Below are 20,591 nucleotides of genomic sequence, written 5' to 3'. Positions count from 1 at the left end.
ATTAATGAATGAGAATAATGCAACAATTGAGTTAACTGGTGTTTGTAAACAATTCAAGAATACGAAAATTATCAATAATATGGATCTTAAAATAAAAGCGGGTGAATTTTTAGTTTTACTAGGTCCCTCAGGTTGTGGTAAATCGACGACTTTAAGAATGATCGCCGGTTTAGAAAAACCGACTTCTGGAAAGCTCGAAATTGATGGTCAGAGTCTTGATTCAATTAAAAACGATGGCAGTACGATCGCAATGGTATTTCAAGATTATGCGCTGTACCCAAACATGACAGTTTATCAAAATCTGGAATATGCGCTCAAAGTTCATAAGGTTCCAGCTCAACAACGAAAGACTACAATTGATAAAGCTTTGAAAACTTTGAACTTAGAAGATTATCAAGATAGACTGCCGGCCCAATTATCTGGTGGTCAAAAACAACGGGTGGCGGTCGGTCGAGGTATGGTTAAAAAGAGTAAGATCTTTCTTTTGGATGAACCTCTTTCCAATATTGATGTGCAATTGCGGGAAAAGGCCAGGGATGAAATTCAAAACTTACATGAGAATAATCATCAAACGATCGTTTATGTAACACATGATCAACTAGAAGCGATGGCGCTTGGCGACAGAATTGCCGTGATGAATCAAGGTATTATTCAGATGATCGATAAGCCGGAGAATATTTATAATCATCCGACTAATTTGTTTGTAGCGCAGTTCATTGGCACACCGCAAATAAATGTCATAGATGTTAGTTTGGATGAAGAAAACTTGATTTTAAATGGTCAGACCATCTTACAAGTAACCAACGATAACTTGCCTTATCAAGATTATTTATTAGGCGTACGGCCAGAGCATTTGAATTGTTCCAAAGTAAAAATGAACGACTATAGTATTGCTACCACCGTCGAAGAAATCGTTGACTACGGGCGCTTCAATCAGCTGCTTTTGAGAATGGAAAGTGGTAAAAATGTGAAAGCCATAGTGACTGAGAATTCCTATACTTTGAATGAACAAGTATTTATCACAATTGATCAAAAATCATCGATTTTGTTTGATACGAAGACAAAAGAGAACTTATATTGGGGGAACAATGAGTAAACTTAAAATTATCCAGATCACTGATACTCACTTAACGCCACAAGGAGCCGTTGACGCTAATAACCAAAAAGTTAGTCCCTATCAAAAGCTAGATAACATCGTTCAATCTATCGCTAAGATGCCAAATAAACCTGATTTGATCGTTATAACGGGCGATTTGATTCATGAAGGAAATGAGCAAGATTATCAAAGACTAGCTAAAATAATTCAAGAATATCAGGACTTTTTAGAGGTTCCCTTCCAAGTTATCATGGGGAATCATGATAGGAGCAAAGCTTTCTTTTCTGGTTATTTGAAAAGCGAGCCGCAAGGTAAATATTATTACTCAATTACTGCTGGCAAAACTGACTTGTACTTTCTTGATAGCAAATTTCACGATTATGAACAAGGCTATATTGGCCAGCAACAATTGAGCTGGTTAGAAGATAATTTGATGAATAGTAAACATGATGCGGTAATTTTCTTGCATCATCCAATTGACGGACCAGCAATTCATCAGATGAGATACAGCATTTTACAAGATGGAGAAGATTTGATGCGCGTCGTCAAGGATACCTCGGTGAAGGCTATCTTTTCAGGGCATATTCATTTTGAAACGTCTTTTGAAAGAGACAATATTTTACTGCATTCGGCTGATTCAAGCGCTTATCATATCAACTGCGATAACGATAAGATCCATTATGTTTACGATGCCACTTACTATGACGTGATTACTATCGATGATGGAAATGTTGGTGTAGAGACCAAATGTATTTATCAAAGTAATGAAGTGATTAGTCACGTTGATGTAGAAGATACTGAATTTGTAGATGAGGATGTTTTTAATTAATCATTAAGACTACTTGCCACTATTTCCATAGTGAAAGGTAGTCTTTTTTAGTCGCAAAAATACCCCTAAAGTTTAGTTAACTCTAGGGGCACATAAAATATCAGTCGAAAGCTATTTTAGAAGAAGATACCATAAGCAATCATCAATAGACCGATTACCAAGGCTGTGATATACCAACTCAATTTACTAGATATTATCTTTGTGCCAAAAGTTTTTGAATTGCTAATGAAACCAACGATAGCCAAGATTGCTAAAACAGTTAAGGCTAATCCTAAAATAATAAACATAATATAATTTCCCTCGTTTCATATACATGAATCTTACATAATATTCTATCAATAATTGCAGTATATTTGCGCACCTTGAGGCTATTATTCTACAAAACTGAGGAATCGATGATTCCAAATATTTTCAAAAAAGGAAATAGTTGAGGTGGTATCCAGATAATCGTTATCAGTCGTGGTCGTCATGTTATGTCCCATGGTGATCTTGTATCCTAAACCATGTGCCATGATGATCGTAGCGTTACAACAATAATTAGTTTGAGCGCCGCAGATTTCCAAAGCTTGCAGATTGTGGCTTTGAAGAATTTGTTGCAAATCAGTGTGATAGAAGGCATTGGCATGAGCTTTTTCACTGAACAAATCTGATTTTTTAAAATCTAATCCGTCAAAAAGTTGCCAATCCTCACTCCCTTTGATTAAGTCTTGGTCATGGTGTTGGATAAAAATGATTGGTCGATTTTCTTTTCGATAGGACTGAATGCGTAGATTAGTTTTTTCAATCAAATTATTGAAGTCATAACAATCTTGTAAGGCGTTTTGGAGATCAATTACGATTAAAGTATCAGCTAGTTGTGCCATGATTAATCCTCCTAATTATTATTTACAACTTTTTGACGTTAAGAATATCACTTTCAATTTTTAATGTACATTTTGTCTATTTAACAAAATAGCTGTCTCGGTTGTTGAAGCACAAGTCACGTTCATATAAATACAGTTATTTACATCTTGAAGACTTATTACCAAATTATTTGCGAGTAAGACAAAATTAGTTTTATAATTATTTCTAACAAAATGTAGGAAATAATAATGAAAAAATTTAAAATAATTTCTTTAATAATTGGTCTAATTTTAGTTGTCTTTTTAGCTGTTGGTGGAATCTTTATTTATCGAACCCAGCAGTCTTTGAAGGCTTTGAATACAAATAAAGCTAGTGTGTCCAAAAAAATTGATCAAGGTAAACCTTTTTCGATTCTGTTATTAGGAGCCGATACGGGAACTGATGGACGAGTTGACCGGGGTAATTCTGATACAATGATGCTACTGACGCTCAATCCTCAAAAGAAAAAGATGGTGGCTTATTCGATTCCCCGTGATTCTTTGGCAGAAATGGTCGGAGATACTCCTAAGAATGTTCAAAAGATCAATGCAGCTTATAATATTGGATTGTCCAAGATGGCTAAGAGCACGGTTGGCAGTTTATTAGGAGTACCAGTCGATTATCATGTAGCAATTAACATGGAAGCTTTGAAAAAGACGGTTGACTTTGTAGGAGGGGTGACGATAACTAGTCCGATGGATGTGTCCTTTGATGGAGTGACGGTACCTAAGGGAACCCATCATTTGAACGGTAAAGAGGCTTTGACATATGCACGGATGCGCTATCAAGATCCCCGTGGAGACTATGGCCGCCAGATTCGTCAGCAGCAGATTCTTAAAGCTGTAGTCAAAAAGATGGAACAACCGAAGTATATTGTTAAAATTCCTAGTTTGATCAAAGATTTAGGCAACGATATCAACACTGATCTGACTACTTCAGAAATTGATCAGATTGTCTTGAAGTATCATAATACTTCTAAGTCAATGAATTTCAATCAACTGCAAGGACAAACTGCTTGGATCAATGGAAGTTCTTATCAAGTTTTGCCAACAGCTACCATGCAAAAGGCATCCGATAAGCTACGTGACAATCTTCATTTAACTAAGCAAACTTTGGATAATACTGAAACTAAGCTCAATGCTAAGAATGAAACATTTTTCAGTGACCCTGAAAATACAGATTATGATACTTATGGGTTAGATACGATGTACTATACTAATACCACTTATTAAACTCAAAACACCCGTTGATTCATCTAAGGAATCAGCGGGTGTTTTTTGCTGTTATAGCGTTATGTCGGCGGTTAGTTTACTTGTCTTATAAGGGAAACGAGATTCGGAAATTTCGAAAGGCTGGCCGTCATCGAGGTAACTCAACTGATTGATAACTAAAACGGGTTCACCGATTTTCTCAGCTAGTCCATTTTCGACATCAGTTGGTTTAGCGGTATCAGCGCTGATGATACGGTGAGAACCTTCAATGTGTAAGCCGGCTTCTTGTAAATGTCCATAGATTGAACCTTCCAAGATATCCGTAGTCAGAGTTGTGATTGAGGTCGGCATGACGGTGTGTTCTGAAGCAAAGACGACACCATTGACGAAACGAATCCTCCGAATAACGTAGACGGGCTCAGTTTCTGGAATCAACAGTTTGTCAGCTTCATCCTTGGTAGGAATTCGAGCGGATAATTCAAGTACTTTACTGGTAACTTTTTTACCCTGATTGGTCATGGTTGCCCCTAGAGGTTTATCGATAGGTGAAACTTTACCATACTCGCTGTCATGTTCGGCCTGATTATAATCTTTTCTAACGTAGGTTCCTGAACCTCGCTTCGAATAGATCATTCCTTCAACCATCAATAACTGTAACGCCTTATGAACAGTGATCCGTGTGGTTGAAAAAACTTTGGCAATTTGATTTTGGTCTGGCAATAATTCACCTGGAGCATAGATACCATTTTGAATTTGTGTACGAATTTGATCCGCTACTTCTTTGTATTTATAGGCCATTGTTCCAATCTCCCCAACTTATTACTGCTATTTTATCATTAAAAAGAAATAATTGTTGGGAATAAAAGCATATACTTTTATAAAAATAAATATTCACATATCTCGAAAGTGAGTCTATACTGAAAGCGTATTCAAAAATAAACAACAGAGAGGAAGGTGGATATGACAGAAAAATTACCAGAGAATTTCTTTTGGGGTAACTCCACTTCGAGCATGCAAACTGAAGGAGCCTATGATCTTGGAGGTAAGGGCAAGTCGGTTTATGATATTCGACCTGCTACAGAGAATAGTTCTGATTGGCATGATGCGATTGATGAGTATCATCGTTACAACGAGGATTTTGATCTGATGGCACAACAAGGGATGAATTTTTATCGTTTTCAAATTTCTTGGAGCCGAGTCAATCCGCAAGGCGATGGTGAGTTCAATGAAGAAGGCATTCAATTTTACAGTGATTTGATTGACGCTTTGTTGAAACGCAATATAACGCCAATGATTTGTCTATATCACTTCGATATGCCGCTGCATTTAGCTGAGGAATACAACGGCTTCTTGTCTCGACATGTGGTCGACGCTTTTGTTCGTTACGGCCGGGAAATGGTTAAACGTTTCGGTGATCGAGTAAAATACTGGATCACTTTCAACGAGCAAAATCTATATCATTCTAGTGAAGCATTCCGAATTGCAGGGTACTTGACTGGTGACAAGACGGTCGATGAATTGTATCAAATAAGTCATCACGTTATGCTGGTACATGCCGGAGTAGCAAATTATATTCATGACCAGACTGATTGCCTGATTGGAGGAATGTTAGCTTATAGTGAAGTTTATCCAGCAACATCTGATCCAAAAGATATTCTTTATGCACGCCAGATCAATGAATTCATGAATAATGATCTCTTGGATGTGTTTGTTTATGGTCGTTATTCAAATGAAGTTATGACTTTTGTCAAGAATCGTGCAATCGATATGGATTATCGTGAGGAAGATTCGGATACTTTGGTTAAGGTTTCATCTGATTTTATTGCATTTAGCTATTATAGAAGCGACACCATTAATTCCAAAGCAGTTCCAGAAGGTACAATTCCTAATTATTATCTTGATAAAGGAAACGAAAAGAATCCTTATCTCAAGGCATCCGAATTCGGTTGGCAAATTGATCCATTAGGATTTAGAGATGTTTTGACAAAAGTTTATAACGAATATAGCGTACCTATGTTTCCGATTGAGAATGGTATCGGTTTGCGTGAGAAATTCGATGGTAATGAAATTCAAGACAACGAACGGATCGAGTATCATCGCGAACATATTCAAGCTATGAAAGATGCCATTTTCAAAGATGGGGTTAAAGTGCTTGGATATCTTGGCTGGGGATTGATCGATATTCCAAGTTCCAGCGGAAATATGGATAAACGTTATGGAACGGTTTATGTCAACCGTACCAACCATGATTTGAAGGATATGAAACGTGTACCAAAGAAGAGCTATTGGTGGTTGCAACATGTTATCGCTACTAATGGTGCAGATTTATCAGATTTGAAATAATCTAAAAGATATTTTGGGGGCGAAATTATGGAAAGTAATGAAACAACGTCAGAAAAACTAGAACATAGTTCATTTCTTGACAAGTTCACTAAAGTTTCAGTGACTGTTGGTAATTGGGTTTATCTAAGGTCACTTCGTGATGCTTTCGCGGTTATCTTACCAGTGTTCATTATTGCTGGATTAGGAACACTGTTAAATAACACAGTTTTTGTTTGGCTATTCAAGGGTGCCACATTGGCTAAAGTTCAAGTCTTTGGTAATGCCATCGCAAATGGTACTTTAAATGTCGCTGGTGTTTTGGTTGCACCAATGATCGGTTACATGTTGGCTCGTAATAAAGGCTTTAATAATCCTATTGCTGCAGCCGCAATGGCTTTGGCTTCACTCTTTATCATGATGCCAGGTCAAATTTCTTTAACCGGTCTAAATGGGAAAACGATGCATACTGTTACTGGTGGTATGAGTTATTTAAATACCGGTACACAAGGTATGTTCGGTGGTATTATCGTTGGTTTGGTTGCCACAGCCATTTTTATCAAACTAGCCGGAATTAAAAAGTTACAAATTAATTTGGGTGAAAATGTTCCACCTGCAGTCAGTCAATCATTCAGTGTTTTGATTCCTGCTTTGATTTTGATGTCACTCTTTGCATTGATTGCTGCATTACTATCAGGTCTATTCAATGCCGATTTGATCAATTTGATCAAGAATTGGATTCAAGAACCACTCAGAGGTTTCAACACAAGTATCGTCGGTTTCTGTGTCATTTACTTCTGTGCTAACTTCCTCTTTACTTTGGGTATTCACCAAACTGTTATTTCAGGTTCTTTGATGGACCCACTTGTTTTGATCAACATGAATCAGAATATGTTAGCTTATGCTCATCATGCAGCTATTCCTAACATCATCACAACTTCATTCGTTTCAAACTACGTACTAGTTGGTGGTTCTGGTTCAACTATTTCATTAATTATTGCTATTCTATTATTCAGTAAAGTTAAGTCTAGTCGAGACGTGGCAAAACTTTCATTGGCACCTGGTATTTTCAATATCAATGAACCTATGATCTTTGGTTATCCAATTGTCTTCAACCTACCTATGATGATTCCATTCGTCTTGTTCCCAGTGATTGGTGCTTTGATGGGTTACTATGCAACCTTGTTCGGCTGGGTTTCAAGAACCGTCGTCTTAGTTCCATGGACCACACCTCCACTGATTGGACCATATCTATCAACTGCAGGTGATTGGCGTTCAGTCGTACTACAAGTCATAATTTTGGCAGTCGGTGTTGCTTTGTATCTACCATTCATGAAGATCAGTGAACGTGTAGCCGCAAAACAAGCTGAAATGCACCGTGAAGAAGCTAAAGCCTAATTATGAAAATTTGGTTTAGTTATTTAGCGGTAGCTGCTTTGATCCTCTTAGGATTATTCGATCTAGTGAATTTTGGCTTAAATCTTACGACTGTCAGTACCTTTGTTGTAGCTATTTTGTTTATCGTTGAGTTAAGAAACAAGTTGGCTACTAATAAGAAAAAATGATGAAAAATCTCACATTAATTTGTGGGATTTTTTTGTTATATGAAAGTAAAGCTTCTATAATCCATAGTGGGCAAGGTTATTAAGTAAATTCCATCTTATCAAAATAAAGCTTTTATATGATTTATATAATGAACCTTAGAATGGAGGGATACGCACTTATATCAGTTTCCACTGTTAACCATGTGTATACACATGTTCACAAAACCTACACACGTTGGCAATTCTGTGACTTTATTTAAAGAAAATGTGATTTTAATCACAAAATTTGGTTGTTTTAAATGTCTGTAAGCGTTACCATAAAAATGAAATCAAACAAAGGAGAAAATGATAATTATTTCTTGAGCGAAACGAACCACTTTATAAGTTAGGGGATGTTTTAGATGAAGAAAAGTTTATCTAAGTCAGCTTACGGTGGCATATCTGGAGAAAAATATGTACCGTATGTGACTGATCAAGATAATCATGGCGGCAATTCTGTGGTCATGATTATGGGTGCCATCTTGGCAGTTATCTTTGCCGCTTCGACAGCTTATTCAGGAATGAAGGCTGGATTGACGGTTGCTGCTGGTATTCCAGGGTCAATTATTGGTTCTGGTTTGATTGCGGCTTTTGCCAAGAAGAAAGGTATCCTGGGAAAAAATCTCATGCAAGGAATGTCCAGTGGTGGTGAATCCATTGCCAGTGGGATGATTTATGTTCTACCTGCAATTATTATCATTGGTGGACGCGTCAATTTTATCTCTGGGGTTTTTGTCGGAGCCTTAGCGGTACTCTTTGCAATTGGGACGGCCTCCTTAGTTCAAAACTATTTGGTTGTTGAAGAGCATGGCAGGCTGGTATATCCAGAATCAATGGCTATCTCGGAAGCCTTAGTTGCTTCTGAAGCTGGTGGTGATTCTCTGAAATTTATGGGGATCGGTTTTGGAATCGGTGGTATTTTGACACTTTTGACGACGCAAGTATTTGGCTGGGTCAATAGTACGATCACCTACATCGGTAACTCGTTTTATCGTTGGAAGATGTCGACCGAAGTTAATCCAATGTTAGCCGGAATTGGTTTCGTAGTCGGGCTAGATGTTGCTTTAACGATGTTTGCTGGGTCGATTCTTTCTAACTTTGCTATTACGCCATTGATTGCTAATTTTACGCAAATGGCTGGGAATCATGCTAAAGACTGGAATGATGTTTCCATCGCGGTTAACCAGATGGGTGTCGACCAAGTTGCCGGTTCTTATTCGAAATATATCGGTGCCGGGATGATGCTCTGTGGTGGTATCGTTGGTGCGGTTAAATTGATTCCAGTTATCGTTACTTCAATTAAGAAAACTCTTAATGCCAGAAACAGTGGTGGTGACGATCGCAATATGCTAGGTATTTGGTCTTTAGTTATCGCTGTTATCGCTATCTTCGTTGTTGGTTTCTTTATTTCTGGCAATATCGCCATGGCCTTTGTTGGTGGTATTTTAGCTTTGATTTTAGCTCTATTATTCGTTATCGTTTCAGCACGTTTAGCTGGTACGATTGGCTGTTCTAACGCTCCAGTTTCCGGTATGACAATTGCTTCATTAGTTATTATGACTTTAGTCTTTGTCATTTGTGGCTGGACTAGCAATGCACATAATCAAACACTATTACTATTCGGTGTCTTCATCGTTACAGCTATTTCTGTTGGTGGTGCCTACATGCAGACACAAAAGGTTAACTATATTATCGGTGGTAACAAGAATGAAATGATGAGATACTTCATGATTGCTGCCATGATTGGTGTCATTGTTGTAGTTGGTACTACAGTAATCCTTGAACCTCAACTTAAAATTACAGGTTCAAATCCACCATTTGGTATGCCTCAAGCTAACTTGATTGCTACATTGACGACCGGTATCATGTCTGGAAATTTGCCTTGGATCATGATCATCATCGGTGTCGTTATGGCCATCGTTTGTTGGATGTTAGGTTTATCAATTATGACGGTTGCTTTAGGATTCTATCTACCAATTTCCACGACTTCAATTATCTTAGTCGGTGCTTTGATCAAACTATTGATCGAAAAAGTTACGGCAGATAATGAACTCAAGGACAGACGTGTGCAAAGTGGTGTCAGTCTTTCATCTGGTTTAATCGCTGGTGGTTCAATTATTGGTTTGATTGGTATTATCTTGCACGTAACTGGTGTCTTGAGTGGCAAGATGCCATCCGGCTTTGCCGGCAGCAATGAAATGGGCTTGATCCTCTTGGCAGTCCTAGTAGTAAGCATTATTATTCCATTATTAAATATTAAAAAAGAAACAAAATAATTAAGGGGCGATAAAAATGGCAAAACGTCCACAATTGACTGAAGCAGATTTAAAGAAGATGGTTTTTAAAAAGAATCCGGCAGTAACTTTTGAAAGAAAAGCCGGTATCATTACCATCGTGCGTGAACAAGATCATCCGATTCAGAAGTTTTTCCGGAAGCTGCATGTCAGAATTCCTGAGAAAACTTATTTGGAATTAGACGAGTATGGCAGTTACGTCTTTACTAAGGTCAATGGTCATCGTAATGCCTACGAAATTGGTAAGGAACTGGCCGAAAAATTCCCAGATACTGACCAATATCGCTATACGAGATTAATTTTGTTTTTACAACAAATTGAGAATGTTGATCATCTAATTGAACGTGTATCATAGGTATTATAAAAATAAATTAATGGGGGATATTAAAATGACAGATCGTATCGAATTATCAGCTTGTACATCAATCATGGTAGGTAAGAAGGCTTCAATGGACGGAGCAACTTATATTTCCAGAAATGAAGACCGTCTCAATGCTATCTACAGAAAACGGATCATTGTACAACCTGCAGTTTCAGGACGTCACGAAACATATACTTCACCATATAATCAAATGACAGCACCTTATCCAGAAAGCGGCTATCGTTATACATCGACACTTGATGCCGATCAAAGTACCGGTCCTAATGAAGAAGATGGATTTAACGAAAAGAACGTTGGTATGAGTGCAACTGAAAGTGTTTATGCCAATGAAAAAGTTCTTGCCTTTGATCCATACGTTAAGAATGGACTAGCTGAAGACTCGCTTGCAACTTTAGTTTTGCCATATATCGATTCAGCTCGTCATGGAGTTGAATACTTAGGTAAATTGGTTGCTAAATATGGTTCAGCTGAAGGTAATGGACTTCAATTCAACGACAAGAATGAAGTTTGGTATATGGAAGTCGTAACTGGACATCAATGGGTAGCTGTACGTATCCCCGATGATTGTTATGCAGTCGCTGCTAACCAAGTAGCTATCCAAGATATTGATTTTAACGATCCTGACAACTACATGTGGGCTGATGGTATCCAAGAATTTGTTTCCGAACATGACTTAAACCCTGATTTTGATCGTTGGGATTTCCGTCATATCTTTGGTACAGATACTGAAAAAGATCATCACTACAACACACCTCGTGTATGGTTTGCCCAACGTTATTTGAACCCATCTGATGACACACAAGACCCAGAATCAGCTGAGCTGCCATTTATCAGAAAACCAGACCACAAGATTGCTGTGGAAGACATTCAATATATTTTGAAGTCACACTACAATGAAACAAAATATGATCCACTTGGTAGCGGCAGTGAACATGACAAGAAGACTTATCGTGCTATTTCACTATCACGTACAGCCAACTCCCATATCCTTCAAATGAGAGATTCAGATAAGAATGGAGCTGCTGGTGTTGAATGGACTGGCTTTGGTATTCCTAGCTTCTGTCCACAAGTACCATTCTTTACTAATGCTAATGACATTGATGAATCATACAGCTACACTCCAGAAAAGATGGACTTAAAGAGTGCCTATTGGATGTATGAAGCTTTGGCAATGGTAGTTGAGTCACACTACAAGGAATTCGTCGAACCTAACCTAGACTATCAAAAAGCTTTGTCAGAATGGGCACGCAGAAAGATTGCTGAAGTTGACAAGAAGGCTGTTACAATGTCAGGCGATGCTTTGACAGATTACCTTACAGAACAAAACCATGAGATTGTAAAACACTACAATGAAGAGACAATGGCACATTTGGCAGACTTAGTTACTCAAGGTACTGAATTGAGCAAATTGACTTTCAAGATGGATCCAAATCTTTAATTAAAAAAACTTAGGAAACAGGAGGGCCTAGTGATCAAATTTTGATTGCTAGGTCTTTTATTATCTGAAAATAATAATGATTTTAATATCTATTAATTGTAAAATTTAGTTAATGAAAAAAGTCACGAGGTATTGATTATGAAGGATATTCGTTTTAAAAGTGTCTTTGATATTATTGGTCCAGTCATGGTAGGACCAAGCAGTTCGCATACAGCTGGTGCAGCTAGAATTGGTAAAGTCGTGCATGATATTTTTGGCGAGCAGCCTGACAAAATAACTATCGACTTGTATGAATCTTTTGCTAAGACGTACCGTGGTCATGGAACTGATGTTGCTATTGTCGGTGGTTTGTTAGGGATGGAGCCTGATGATGAGCATTTGGCCGACTCTTTGAAGATTGCTTATGATCAAGGAATCAAAGTTGCTTTTGTTCCTAAGAGTGACAAAGTTGATCACCCTAATACGGCTAAGATTAATTTAGTGAAGGGTGATCATGAATTATCAGTTACCGGAATTTCTATTGGTGGAGGAAATATTCAAATCTCTGAAATCAATGGTTTCAAGATGTCGTTGAGTTTGGGAACGCCAACTTATATTACTGTTCATCAAGATATTGCCGGGATGATCGCAAAAGTTACCGATGTTTTTTCCCAATTTAAGATCAATATCGGTACGATGACTGTTACTAGAGCGGCTAAGGGTGAAAAAGCGATTATGATTATCGAAGTTGATGAGCGTCGTGATCGTCCAGAAATCTTAGCTAGATTGAAAGCTTTACCAAATGTTGATAATGCGACGTATTTTGAATAAGGGGATTGAAAAATGTTCTATACAATTAAAGAATTAGTCGAAAAAAGTGCTGATTATGATTCAGTCGCCGATTTAATGGTTCAAACAGAAATGGAAAATACTCAGCGCAGTAAAGAATTTATTCGCCAACAGATGGAACGTAACTTAGAGGTTATGGAAAAGTCGATTGAAGAAGGAGTCGCTGGTGTTAAATCAGTTACTGGTCTCACTGGTGGAGATGCCAAATTAATGGACGAGTATCTCAAAAAAGGTGATTTTTTGAGTGGTGAGCCTATCCTTGAGGCAGTTCGCAATGCTGTGGCCGTAAATGAAGTCAACGCTAAAATGGGCTTGATCTGTGCTACACCGACTGCTGGTAGTGCGGGTGTATTGGCTGGTGTTTTGGTTGCTAATCGTGACCGACTCCATTTAACTCGTGACCAACAAGTAGACTTCCTCTTTACTGCCGGTGCGTTTGGATTAGTAATTGCCAATAACTCTTCGATTGCTGGAGCTGAAGGTGGCTGTCAGGCTGAAGTTGGTTCAGCTGCTGCAATGGCATCAGCTGCTTTAGTTTGTGCCAAAGGTGGTACAGCTCAACAGGCAGCAGAGGCTATCTCAATCACGCTTCAAAATATGATGGGCTTAGTCTGTGATCCTGTCGCAGGCTTAGTTGAAGTTCCTTGTGTCAAACGTAATGCTTTAGGTTCCTCACAGGCGATGATTTCAGCAGATATGGCTTTGGCTGGAATCAAGAGTGTAATTCCAGTTGATGAAGTGGTTGAAGCAATGCATAAGGTTGGTCAACAGATGCCTTCAATCTTTAAAGAGACGGCAGAAGGTGGTCTGGCAACGACACCAACAGCTTTGAAACTAAAGAAAGAGATTTTTGGAGACTAAGTAGTGTTTTGTCTATGAGGGGAGTTTACGATGAGAAATCAAAAACATATGGCCTGTACATCTATTATGGTCGGTAAGAAAGCCGCCATCGATGGGGTTAATTATATTGCTCGGAACGAAGATAATTTTGTGGCTAACTGGCCTAAACGTTTTATCGTTGTGCCAGCGGTTAAAGACCGCCACGAGACTTACACGTCACCTTACAATAAGTTAAGTGTTGAATTGCCAGAAAACGGTTATCGCTACACTGCTTCGCCTGATGCTGATCAAACTGAGGGATGGTACGAGGAAGACGGTATCAATGAGCAGAATGTGGGGTTGAGCGCTACCGAGAGCGTCGTTGCCAATGAGTTAGTTTTGGCATACGATCCTTTGATTGAAAACGGGGTGGCAGAAGATTCAATAACAACACTAGTTTTGCCCTACATCGACTCAGCTCGCCAAGGGGTTAAATATTTAGGCGATTTGATTGCTAAATATGGTTCCACTGAAAGTAATGGAGTGGAGTTCTTTGATCAAAATGAAATTTGGTATATGGAAATAGCGACTGGACACCATTGGGTGGCAATCAGAATTCCAGATGATTGTTATGCGGTCGCTGCCAATCAAATTGGAATCGAAACGATTGATTTTAATGATCCTGCCAATTATCAATGGTCACCAGGAATTCAAGAATTTGTTGCAGAGCATGATCTTAACCCTGATGACAACACTTGGAATTTCCGTCATATTTTTGGAACGAGTACTAAACAAGATCGTCATTACAACACACCGCGAGTATGGTACGGTCAAAAAGTGCTCAATCCTTCGGTAAAACAAGATCCTGAAGCTAGTGATCTACCTTTTTTGAGAAAACCAGAACATAAGATTGCTGTCGAAGATATTCAATATATTTTAGCCTCGCACTACAACGAAACGCCGTTTGATCCGCTTGGGAGTGGCACTGTCGAAGAAAAGCAACGTTATCGGGCTATTTCTTTGTCCAGGACGGCCAATTCCCACATTTTACAATTACGGGATGCCCAAAAGTTCCCTGCTAATGCGATCGAATGGAAGGCACTAGGAATTCCTAGTTTTACGCCTTATGTGCCTTTCTTTACTAATGCTGACGACATTGATGAGTCATACAGTTATGTACCAAAGAAATTGGATTTGAAGAGCTCTTATTGGTTGTATGAAAGTCTTTCAATGATTGTCGAGAGCCATTACAGCGAGTTTGCCCAAGTTAATCTAGATTATCAAAAAGAACTGTCGATCTGGGCTAGACAAAAGATAGCGGCCGTCGATAAAGCGACTGCTAATATGTCAGGCCAAGCTTTAACCGATTATTTAACACAACAGAATCACCAAATTGCAAAATACTTTAATGAAAAAACACGTGAACATCTCGGTGACTTGATCACGCAAGGAACTGAATTGAGTAAATTAACTTTTAAAATGGACCCAAATCTTTAATAGCTGTTAAATTTTGAGAAAAAATGGAGTTTCTTAGGCATTTTTCATTGTCTAAAAAGCTCCATTTTTTTGTATAACCAATTAATATAACATAAATAAAACGTTTTCCAACAACAAATTGGCTATATCATGAGCTTTTTTTTAGTCAGATGACAACTTCAAGCCTATAATAGATATTGGGAGTTTCCCAGATTGGGAATAAAATCAATGAAAGGTAGCGAAGGCATGCAGGTATATAAAAATTCAGAAGAATTGATAGACCAAATCAGAGAGAGTTATCATAAATTCATTGGTGAATATGAGGGTATCAGCGATGAGGTTGCTGATGAAAGAATCGAGCAGGTGGATAAAACACCTAGAGAGATGCTTTCATATCAAGTTGGTTGGATCAATATGATCTTATCATGGGAAAGAGCCGAAGCAGGTGGAGCAAAGATAACAACTCCAACCCCAGGTTACAAGTGGGATCAAATGCAACAGCTCTATCATGATTTCAATATCAAGTATGGCTCTGAAGGTTTGCAAAATGAAAAAGAAGAACTGGGTAGTACCGTTAACGAATTGATTTCATGGATCAAAGAAATGTCCCATGATGAATTATTCAATCCTGGTCAACGCAAGTGGGCTACAACTAAAGCAATGTGGCCCGTTGCTAAGTGGATCCGCATCAATGCCGTTTCACCATTTAATAATTACAGCAGACAAGTTAGAAAGTGGAAGAACTTCAATCTGCGTGATAAAAAAACGGTTAATTCCTAATAGACAAATAAGCGAAGCAAGCAAAAAATAGTTTAGCTTCCGAGCATTAATGCAATAGAGCGGCAACTCGATTTTGAGTTGCCGCTCTATTTGAATTAAGCACAAAAATATGTGCTTTTGTTCCATCGATATTAAAGATAAAAATAGTTATTTTCCAGACTCTTTTTAACTTATCTTTTCAGTGGTGAAGTCAAAACGTTCCTGTAAACCTAATAAGTAGGCGGTCTTTTTAATATCATTGATTTTAAAACGATCCCCTTGAGGAGTCCCGATTTCTGCCCCTTTGGCGTAGACTTGACTGTTCAATAGCTTCAGTTTATTAGTCTCAAATTTCCAAGCGTAAGTATAAAAGCCCGAAGAAAAAGGCCGCATGGAGATAGAAGTATTTTTACGACTGACTAACCATAGCGGAATTAATAAGACGAGGATACCTAATGCATTGATGGCTAAACTAGTTAATAATTTCATGATCATTCAACCCCTTTTTATTTATTATCTACCCAAGTTAGTACAATGTAAACGTTTTATTTTAAAAAAGAATATACATTTAAAATAATAGATGTCTCATCCATATCAATCTTCGTCCTTGCTAAATAGAATGGTTAATTATATCTATACTGAAGGGTTCGGCAGGGTACATTTATCAAGGGATCAGGATCGTCTATTGATTGAATTAGGGGACGTTAGTAAAAAAGCCGGATATAATGGAATGAATAGAGGAAACTTTACTGATAAATCTCAATTCTATGGATTATTTGAACCGATGCCACGTAAATAAAGCAATAAATATATGAAAAGAGGACGTGACATAAGTCCCAAAAAATAAAAGCTGATGAATGAGATTTTTATGGGTCTAAGCTTTATCGTGTCAGTAGAATTAATCTACCAACACGATAAAGCTTAGACTCTTTTTTATTTGTATTTTTAGAGAACAAAAAAATTCGATGTGAAATTTTTTCAAATCCACATCGAACTTTTATGATTCAGAGATAGTTTTGTCACAGCCCCATTGCTAATGATAATAACTTAAATCCCATTCAATGGTATTACTGAAATTATATAACTATTCAGCAGTACCCATTTTCTTCTTTCCACCAGTTATTCTTGATAATTCTTAGCGAGTTAAAACCAATAGTGGAAAGCAAAGTAAAATCGGTATCTTTTAAACCAACTATTTTCCACATATATATAAATCTTTATATTTATCCATGTTGTTTTTCTTTTTGAAGAAAAGCATCAAATAAAAGCATAAAGGTAACCAGCAGAGTCCCCCAAGACGCGAGAGAGAAGTCATGATGAAGGAATAAATCATTTATACAACCAGGTATAAACAATATTCCAATCCAAAATTGAAGCGTTTTATAAAATTTTTTGTTAAAGTTATATTTTTTTAAAAGAGACATTATACCCTCCATATGATTAATGCGTTTAAAATTTATAATTACATTTAGTATATCTCTTATAAAAGAAGAAACTAGGAAAATATCCTGTAATGACATTTAAGAATCTTAAACGTTAAGGTCTATTTATATCATCCCTAAATTCTTTAAAATTGATTATTCAATTTTGTCTTGCACTTCAAGTGAATTCTTGATTGGCGTTTTTGAAAATATTGTAATTAATGAATGCAAAGAATATTTACTGCTTATAGAAAAGTAAAAGATCCCAGTAGAATTAACCATCAAGCATGGTTGATCTACTGGGATCTTTGATTGATCAAGTGTCAATGATATCAGCTTTTTAAAGTCCAAAATCAATTAGGAAGAAGCCGATGGTACCGATAATTATTAACATCGTGAAGTTAATAATTGTAAAGTAGAGCAAATATTTGTCTGGATCTTTCTTGAAGAAGAAGCGATATTGTTTAAAAGCTAATAAATTAGCTAATGATCCAACCACAGTACCCAAACCACCGATATTGGTACCTAAGAAGATGGCGTGAACGTACTTTGAGAACTTGGAAACTAAGATTGTCGTAGGTACGTTACTGATAAATTGACTAGTAATGATTGAAGTTAAATAAGTGCTAGTTCTTGTTTGCAAAAATTGATGTAAGTTATTAACAATCGCTGGTTCACGATTGATATTGCCGACAGCAATGAAAAAACACATAAAAATTAAAACAATCGAATAATCAACTGACTTAAGAATACGAGGATTAATGAAAATCACTAACAAAATTGCTGCAATCAATGAACCCCACATAGGGATAACTGAAAAGATTCCTAGGAAGATAATGATAGTTACCGCTACAGTCAACGATAAGCTAGGAATATTTAATTCAACAGCAGGCAATTCCGTCAGTTGAATCGGATCTTTAGGAAAGAATCTAGTAATTAGAAAGACCGCGATGAAGGTCACGATTGTAATGGGAGTCGACATAATAAAGAATTGTTTGATACCTAAATTAAAATGCGACAGCAAGAACAAATTGTGAGTATTGCCAAATGGAGTAAAGATACTACCCAAGTTGGCGGCCATGGCGATAATTATTACAGGAAAAATCGGATTAATTTTTATATGTTTGGATAGTTGATAGAACAGAGGAACTAAAGTTAAAATTGTCACATCGTTCGTTAAAAACATAGCTCCGAAAAAGGCTAGTGACGCTAACATAAACATCATTTGCCTAGTGGTACTAGCTTTGTGGATCATGTATGCCGCATAATACTTTAAGAAATCCAAATAATCGTAAATTTGGATTATAATCATCATAGATAAAATCGATGCTAATGTCTTCCAATTAATATCTGCCATTTGTGGCGGACTAATGAAGATCGATGTCAAAATCGCTGCGGCACCAGCAATCCATAACACCTTATCTGAAAATACACGTTTTAATACAGCCATTACGTTTCCCCTACAAATAAGAAGTACTTATTCTAGTATAAAGATAAAAGTGTGGTTAAAAAAGATAATTATACAAAAAAGACCAAATTAATTTTTCAAAGTAATTTTTTTTAGATTTTTTTATATAAAGAGACTAATGTATTGTAACCTATGTATAATAAATAGCAACACAAGGGAGAGTTATAAATGAATGTAATTATTTCTATCTTAATGTTCATCTTAGGAATTGCCATCATCAGTGTATCCTTTAAAGCTAAACAAGAATTGATCTATTATTTAACGCTTACGATTGGTGTCGTTATCTTTTTTGCAGCGATATTTGTTATCTTTCCAAAATAATAGTAGTACAAAATTATCGAAACTTGGTATAATCTTCCTAGTCAATGAGTGGAGGGGATTGCTATGATATTTAAGCGTACATCTCTATTGGTATTAGTTTCCATGATAGTTAGTATTGTCGAGATGACAGTTGATCCTAGCTTTATTGTGGGAAGAGTTTTTTTAGCCGTTTCAGGCTTTTTAATGGTTATAATATCGCTTATGTTTGTCAAAGATTTATGGAGATTAAATAAATAAGTTAGGCCTGTTGAAAATGAAAAAAGTTGTTAAGATGTTTTTTGTTTCAGCTTTATTATTTGTCACGGCAAGTGGGTTCAAAACCTTTAAAAATAAACTTAAATTAAAAGAACGTACTCTCTGAATTTCAGAGCGTACGTTCTTTTTAAATCATGAAACAATTGTTTCACAAGAAACATCTAATAAACACCATCAACGATTTTGTCCAAAGTATCTTTGGAAGGAATGAAGAATAATGTTCCGCTGACAGGTGTACTGAAATCTAGTAGGCGGTCACTCTTAGTAAACATTCCCTCCAGCATTCTTTCAGTAATAGAGAAGTCTTTGGTATAAGCAATGAAATAAGTTCCAGTCAAGTTCTTAGCTGGGTCAGAAAAAGGTACGTTCATTCTAACAATTTTGTGTTCAACGTCATCTTTCATATCTTTAGAAACGACATTGTGGGCATTAGGTAGTTTTTCATCGTCTTCCAATTCACGATCTGAGAATTTGTGACGTCCGATGGCACGCTCTTGATCATCTGTTGACAGAGCCTTCCAAGCGTCCATGTTGTGATTGTATTTTTGGGCAAAGGCATATGAGCCGTTGACGAATTCAGGGTCTTGATCTTCATCAATTAAAGTGTAATCCATGGATTCGACTCCGGCAGGATTTTCGGTTCCATCAATAAAACCAATGATAGCGCGGCCCTCTAAGTATCTGAAACCATGGGTCTCGTCTTCTACTGAAGTAATAGGGCGCAAAATACCCATAAATTGATCCATCAATTCATAACAGACGGCCATATTTTTTGCCCGCACATGAATGAAGATATCTCCAGGAGTAGAAACAGCAGTGTACTTAGGCCCTTTGATCTCTTTAAAGGTATCTAATTGCTTAGGTTTGGGGGCATCGGGGAAAAGATAATCCCAAGCATCCGATCCAAAACCCCAGGCGATATGAGCTTGAGCTTCAGGATCACGGATACGCATGCTATTAATAATTGAATTTGATAAATCAGAGAAGTCAGCAATGGCTTCTTTTTCACTCTTTTGGTCCAAACGATTCAACATCAAGGTTGCAAAGACAACACTTTCACCGGCGTCTTTATAAACGTCTTGGGCTTTTTTAATGTCTACAGTCATGAATTTTCCTCCAGCATATCTGTTTATACATTTACTGTATCACATAACGAGAATTATTTTATAATTAAAATCTGTAAACAAAAATTCTTGATTATGATTCAAAT

22 protein-coding genes are annotated in these 20,591 nt (G+C 37.1%); 15 read left to right on the top strand and 7 right to left on the bottom strand.

The genetic code is table 11. The features are described 5' to 3' along the window. Window positions 1-4: 4 nt before the first annotated feature. Together ACYT32_RS04265 and ACYT32_RS04260 are read left to right on the top strand one after the other, a co-directional pair. Window positions 5-1,096, top strand: a complete 1,092-nt coding sequence (locus tag ACYT32_RS04265; RefSeq protein WP_395264533.1) for an ABC transporter ATP-binding protein — start codon at window positions 5-7, stop codon at window positions 1,094-1,096. Beyond that, complete coding sequence (locus tag ACYT32_RS04260; RefSeq protein WP_395264534.1) at window positions 1,089-1,925, top strand: metallophosphoesterase family protein; 837 nt, start codon at window positions 1,089-1,091, stop codon at window positions 1,923-1,925. The genes ACYT32_RS04265 and ACYT32_RS04260 overlap by 8 nt, the downstream gene beginning before the upstream one ends. A gap of 116 nt (window positions 1,926-2,041) precedes the next feature. Here the strand turns inward: ACYT32_RS04260 and ACYT32_RS04255 are convergent, their stop codons facing one another. Both ACYT32_RS04255 and ACYT32_RS04250 read right to left on the bottom strand, forming a co-directional pair. Beyond that, window positions 2,042-2,212 carry a hypothetical protein gene (locus ACYT32_RS04255; RefSeq protein WP_395264535.1) on the bottom strand — a complete coding sequence of 57 codons (171 nt, stop codon included), beginning with the start codon at window positions 2,210-2,212 and terminating at the stop codon, window positions 2,042-2,044. 84 nt (window positions 2,213-2,296) lie between these two features. Continuing rightward, window positions 2,297-2,788, bottom strand: a complete 492-nt coding sequence (locus tag ACYT32_RS04250) for a cysteine hydrolase family protein (protein WP_395264536.1) — start codon at window positions 2,786-2,788, stop codon at window positions 2,297-2,299. A gap of 228 nt (window positions 2,789-3,016) precedes the next feature. On the opposite strand from ACYT32_RS04250, the gene ACYT32_RS04245 reads away from it, so the two are divergent. Then, window positions 3,017-4,039, top strand: coding sequence for an LCP family protein (locus ACYT32_RS04245; protein WP_395264538.1), 1,023 nt, complete (start codon window positions 3,017-3,019; stop codon window positions 4,037-4,039). A gap of 51 nt (window positions 4,040-4,090) precedes the next feature. Here ACYT32_RS04245 and ACYT32_RS04240 read toward each other — a convergent pair whose 3' ends face one another. Continuing rightward, entirely contained in the window at window positions 4,091-4,816 is a 726-nt protein-coding gene (locus ACYT32_RS04240; protein WP_395264540.1) for a GntR family transcriptional regulator, read from the bottom strand. A gap of 162 nt (window positions 4,817-4,978) precedes the next feature. Between ACYT32_RS04240 and ACYT32_RS04235 the strand changes: the two genes are divergently transcribed. The 10 genes from ACYT32_RS04235 to ACYT32_RS04190 all read left to right on the top strand — a co-directional run bounded on the left by ACYT32_RS04235 (window position 4,979) and on the right by ACYT32_RS04190 (window position 15,937). After that, on the top strand, window positions 4,979-6,361 hold the full coding sequence (locus tag ACYT32_RS04235) for a glycoside hydrolase family 1 protein (protein ID WP_395264541.1): 1,383 nt from the start codon (window positions 4,979-4,981) through the stop codon (window positions 6,359-6,361). Window positions 6,362-6,388: 27 nt separating this feature from the next. Beyond that, window positions 6,389-7,735 carry a PTS sugar transporter subunit IIC gene (locus tag ACYT32_RS04230; RefSeq protein WP_395264542.1) on the top strand — a complete coding sequence of 449 codons (1,347 nt, stop codon included), beginning with the start codon at window positions 6,389-6,391 and terminating at the stop codon, window positions 7,733-7,735. A gap of 2 nt (window positions 7,736-7,737) precedes the next feature. Continuing rightward, the gene (locus ACYT32_RS04225; protein WP_395264543.1) at window positions 7,738-7,902 is read left to right on the top strand and encodes a hypothetical protein; all 165 of its coding nucleotides are present in this window, start codon (window positions 7,738-7,740) and stop codon (window positions 7,900-7,902) included. A gap of 380 nt (window positions 7,903-8,282) precedes the next feature. Continuing rightward, on the top strand, window positions 8,283-10,196 hold the full coding sequence (locus tag ACYT32_RS04220; protein WP_395264544.1) for an OPT/YSL family transporter: 1,914 nt from the start codon (window positions 8,283-8,285) through the stop codon (window positions 10,194-10,196). Window positions 10,197-10,230: 34 nt separating this feature from the next. After that, window positions 10,231-10,569: a PqqD family peptide modification chaperone gene (locus tag ACYT32_RS04215; protein WP_395264766.1), complete on the top strand. Its 339-nt coding sequence runs from the start codon at window positions 10,231-10,233 to the stop codon at window positions 10,567-10,569. Window positions 10,570-10,603: 34 nt separating this feature from the next. Next, window positions 10,604-12,034 (top strand): C69 family dipeptidase, encoded by a 1,431-nt coding sequence (locus ACYT32_RS04210; protein WP_395264545.1) that lies wholly within the window; start codon window positions 10,604-10,606, stop codon window positions 12,032-12,034. A gap of 138 nt (window positions 12,035-12,172) precedes the next feature. Then, complete coding sequence (gene sdaAB / locus ACYT32_RS04205; protein ID WP_395264546.1) at window positions 12,173-12,844, top strand: L-serine ammonia-lyase, iron-sulfur-dependent subunit beta; 672 nt, start codon at window positions 12,173-12,175, stop codon at window positions 12,842-12,844. Window positions 12,845-12,856: 12 nt separating this feature from the next. Next, entirely contained in the window at window positions 12,857-13,723 is an 867-nt protein-coding gene (gene sdaAA, locus ACYT32_RS04200; protein WP_395264547.1) for an L-serine ammonia-lyase, iron-sulfur-dependent, subunit alpha, read from the top strand. A gap of 30 nt (window positions 13,724-13,753) precedes the next feature. After that, on the top strand, window positions 13,754-15,178 hold the full coding sequence (locus ACYT32_RS04195) for a C69 family dipeptidase (RefSeq protein WP_395264548.1): 1,425 nt from the start codon (window positions 13,754-13,756) through the stop codon (window positions 15,176-15,178). Between the two features lie 192 nt (window positions 15,179-15,370). After that, complete coding sequence (locus tag ACYT32_RS04190) at window positions 15,371-15,937, top strand: ClbS/DfsB family four-helix bundle protein (RefSeq protein WP_395264549.1); 567 nt, start codon at window positions 15,371-15,373, stop codon at window positions 15,935-15,937. A gap of 165 nt (window positions 15,938-16,102) precedes the next feature. On the opposite strand, the gene ACYT32_RS04185 is transcribed toward ACYT32_RS04190, so the two are convergent. From ACYT32_RS04185 to ACYT32_RS04175, 3 genes are all read right to left on the bottom strand, one after another. Further along, window positions 16,103-16,405 (bottom strand): hypothetical protein, encoded by a 303-nt coding sequence (locus ACYT32_RS04185; protein WP_395264550.1) that lies wholly within the window; start codon window positions 16,403-16,405, stop codon window positions 16,103-16,105. A gap of 734 nt (window positions 16,406-17,139) precedes the next feature. Further along, window positions 17,140-17,340: a hypothetical protein gene (locus ACYT32_RS04180; RefSeq protein WP_395264551.1), complete on the bottom strand. Its 201-nt coding sequence runs from the start codon at window positions 17,338-17,340 to the stop codon at window positions 17,140-17,142. A 337-nt stretch (window positions 17,341-17,677) separates the two neighbouring features. After that, the gene (locus tag ACYT32_RS04175; RefSeq protein WP_395264553.1) at window positions 17,678-18,787 is read right to left on the bottom strand and encodes an SLC13 family permease; all 1,110 of its coding nucleotides are present in this window, start codon (window positions 18,785-18,787) and stop codon (window positions 17,678-17,680) included. Window positions 18,788-18,973: 186 nt separating this feature from the next. Here ACYT32_RS04175 and ACYT32_RS04170 point away from each other — a divergent pair, with 186 nt between their 5' ends. Further along, window positions 18,974-19,126 (top strand): DUF6095 family protein, encoded by a 153-nt coding sequence (locus tag ACYT32_RS04170; RefSeq protein ID WP_395264555.1) that lies wholly within the window; start codon window positions 18,974-18,976, stop codon window positions 19,124-19,126. Between the two features lie 63 nt (window positions 19,127-19,189). After that, window positions 19,190-19,363 (top strand): hypothetical protein, encoded by a 174-nt coding sequence (locus ACYT32_RS04165; protein ID WP_395264556.1) that lies wholly within the window; start codon window positions 19,190-19,192, stop codon window positions 19,361-19,363. Window positions 19,364-19,542: 179 nt separating this feature from the next. Here the strand turns inward: ACYT32_RS04165 and ACYT32_RS04160 are convergent, their stop codons facing one another. Next, window positions 19,543-20,487: a Dyp-type peroxidase gene (locus ACYT32_RS04160; protein WP_395264557.1), complete on the bottom strand. Its 945-nt coding sequence runs from the start codon at window positions 20,485-20,487 to the stop codon at window positions 19,543-19,545. Between the last annotated feature and the right edge of the window lie 104 nt (window positions 20,488-20,591).

The organism is Companilactobacillus sp. FL22-3 (assembly GCF_054881455.1).
This window is presented reverse-complemented; position numbering and strand designations above follow the sequence as displayed.

What these genes read in the sequence shown, in the direction of transcription:
- ACYT32_RS04265 (WP_395264533.1), top strand. Translation starts at nt 5, where the DNA reads ATGAATGAGAATAATGCAACAATTGAGTTAACTGGTGTTTGTAAACAA.
- ACYT32_RS04260 (WP_395264534.1), top strand. Translation starts at nt 1,089, where the DNA reads ATGAGTAAACTTAAAATTATCCAGATCACTGATACTCACTTAACGCCA.
- ACYT32_RS04255 (WP_395264535.1), bottom strand. Translation starts at nt 2,212, where the DNA reads ATGTTTATTATTTTAGGATTAGCCTTAACTGTTTTAGCAATCTTGGCT.
- ACYT32_RS04250 (WP_395264536.1), bottom strand. Translation starts at nt 2,788, where the DNA reads ATGGCACAACTAGCTGATACTTTAATCGTAATTGATCTCCAAAACGCC.
- ACYT32_RS04245 (WP_395264538.1), top strand. Translation starts at nt 3,017, where the DNA reads ATGAAAAAATTTAAAATAATTTCTTTAATAATTGGTCTAATTTTAGTT.
- ACYT32_RS04240 (WP_395264540.1), bottom strand. Translation starts at nt 4,816, where the DNA reads ATGGCCTATAAATACAAAGAAGTAGCGGATCAAATTCGTACACAAATT.
- ACYT32_RS04235 (WP_395264541.1), top strand. Translation starts at nt 4,979, where the DNA reads ATGACAGAAAAATTACCAGAGAATTTCTTTTGGGGTAACTCCACTTCG.
- ACYT32_RS04230 (WP_395264542.1), top strand. Translation starts at nt 6,389, where the DNA reads ATGGAAAGTAATGAAACAACGTCAGAAAAACTAGAACATAGTTCATTT.
- ACYT32_RS04225 (WP_395264543.1), top strand. Translation starts at nt 7,738, where the DNA reads ATGAAAATTTGGTTTAGTTATTTAGCGGTAGCTGCTTTGATCCTCTTA.
- ACYT32_RS04220 (WP_395264544.1), top strand. Translation starts at nt 8,283, where the DNA reads ATGAAGAAAAGTTTATCTAAGTCAGCTTACGGTGGCATATCTGGAGAA.
- ACYT32_RS04210 (WP_395264545.1), top strand. Translation starts at nt 10,604, where the DNA reads ATGACAGATCGTATCGAATTATCAGCTTGTACATCAATCATGGTAGGT.
- sdaAB (WP_395264546.1), top strand. Translation starts at nt 12,173, where the DNA reads ATGAAGGATATTCGTTTTAAAAGTGTCTTTGATATTATTGGTCCAGTC.
- sdaAA (WP_395264547.1), top strand. Translation starts at nt 12,857, where the DNA reads ATGTTCTATACAATTAAAGAATTAGTCGAAAAAAGTGCTGATTATGAT.
- ACYT32_RS04195 (WP_395264548.1), top strand. Translation starts at nt 13,754, where the DNA reads ATGAGAAATCAAAAACATATGGCCTGTACATCTATTATGGTCGGTAAG.
- ACYT32_RS04185 (WP_395264550.1), bottom strand. Translation starts at nt 16,405, where the DNA reads ATGAAATTATTAACTAGTTTAGCCATCAATGCATTAGGTATCCTCGTC.
- ACYT32_RS04180 (WP_395264551.1), bottom strand. Translation starts at nt 17,340, where the DNA reads ATGTCTCTTTTAAAAAAATATAACTTTAACAAAAAATTTTATAAAACG.
- ACYT32_RS04175 (WP_395264553.1), bottom strand. Translation starts at nt 18,787, where the DNA reads ATGGCTGTATTAAAACGTGTATTTTCAGATAAGGTGTTATGGATTGCT.
- ACYT32_RS04170 (WP_395264555.1), top strand. Translation starts at nt 18,974, where the DNA reads ATGAATGTAATTATTTCTATCTTAATGTTCATCTTAGGAATTGCCATC.
- ACYT32_RS04165 (WP_395264556.1), top strand. Translation starts at nt 19,190, where the DNA reads ATGATATTTAAGCGTACATCTCTATTGGTATTAGTTTCCATGATAGTT.
- ACYT32_RS04160 (WP_395264557.1), bottom strand. Translation starts at nt 20,487, where the DNA reads ATGACTGTAGACATTAAAAAAGCCCAAGACGTTTATAAAGACGCCGGT.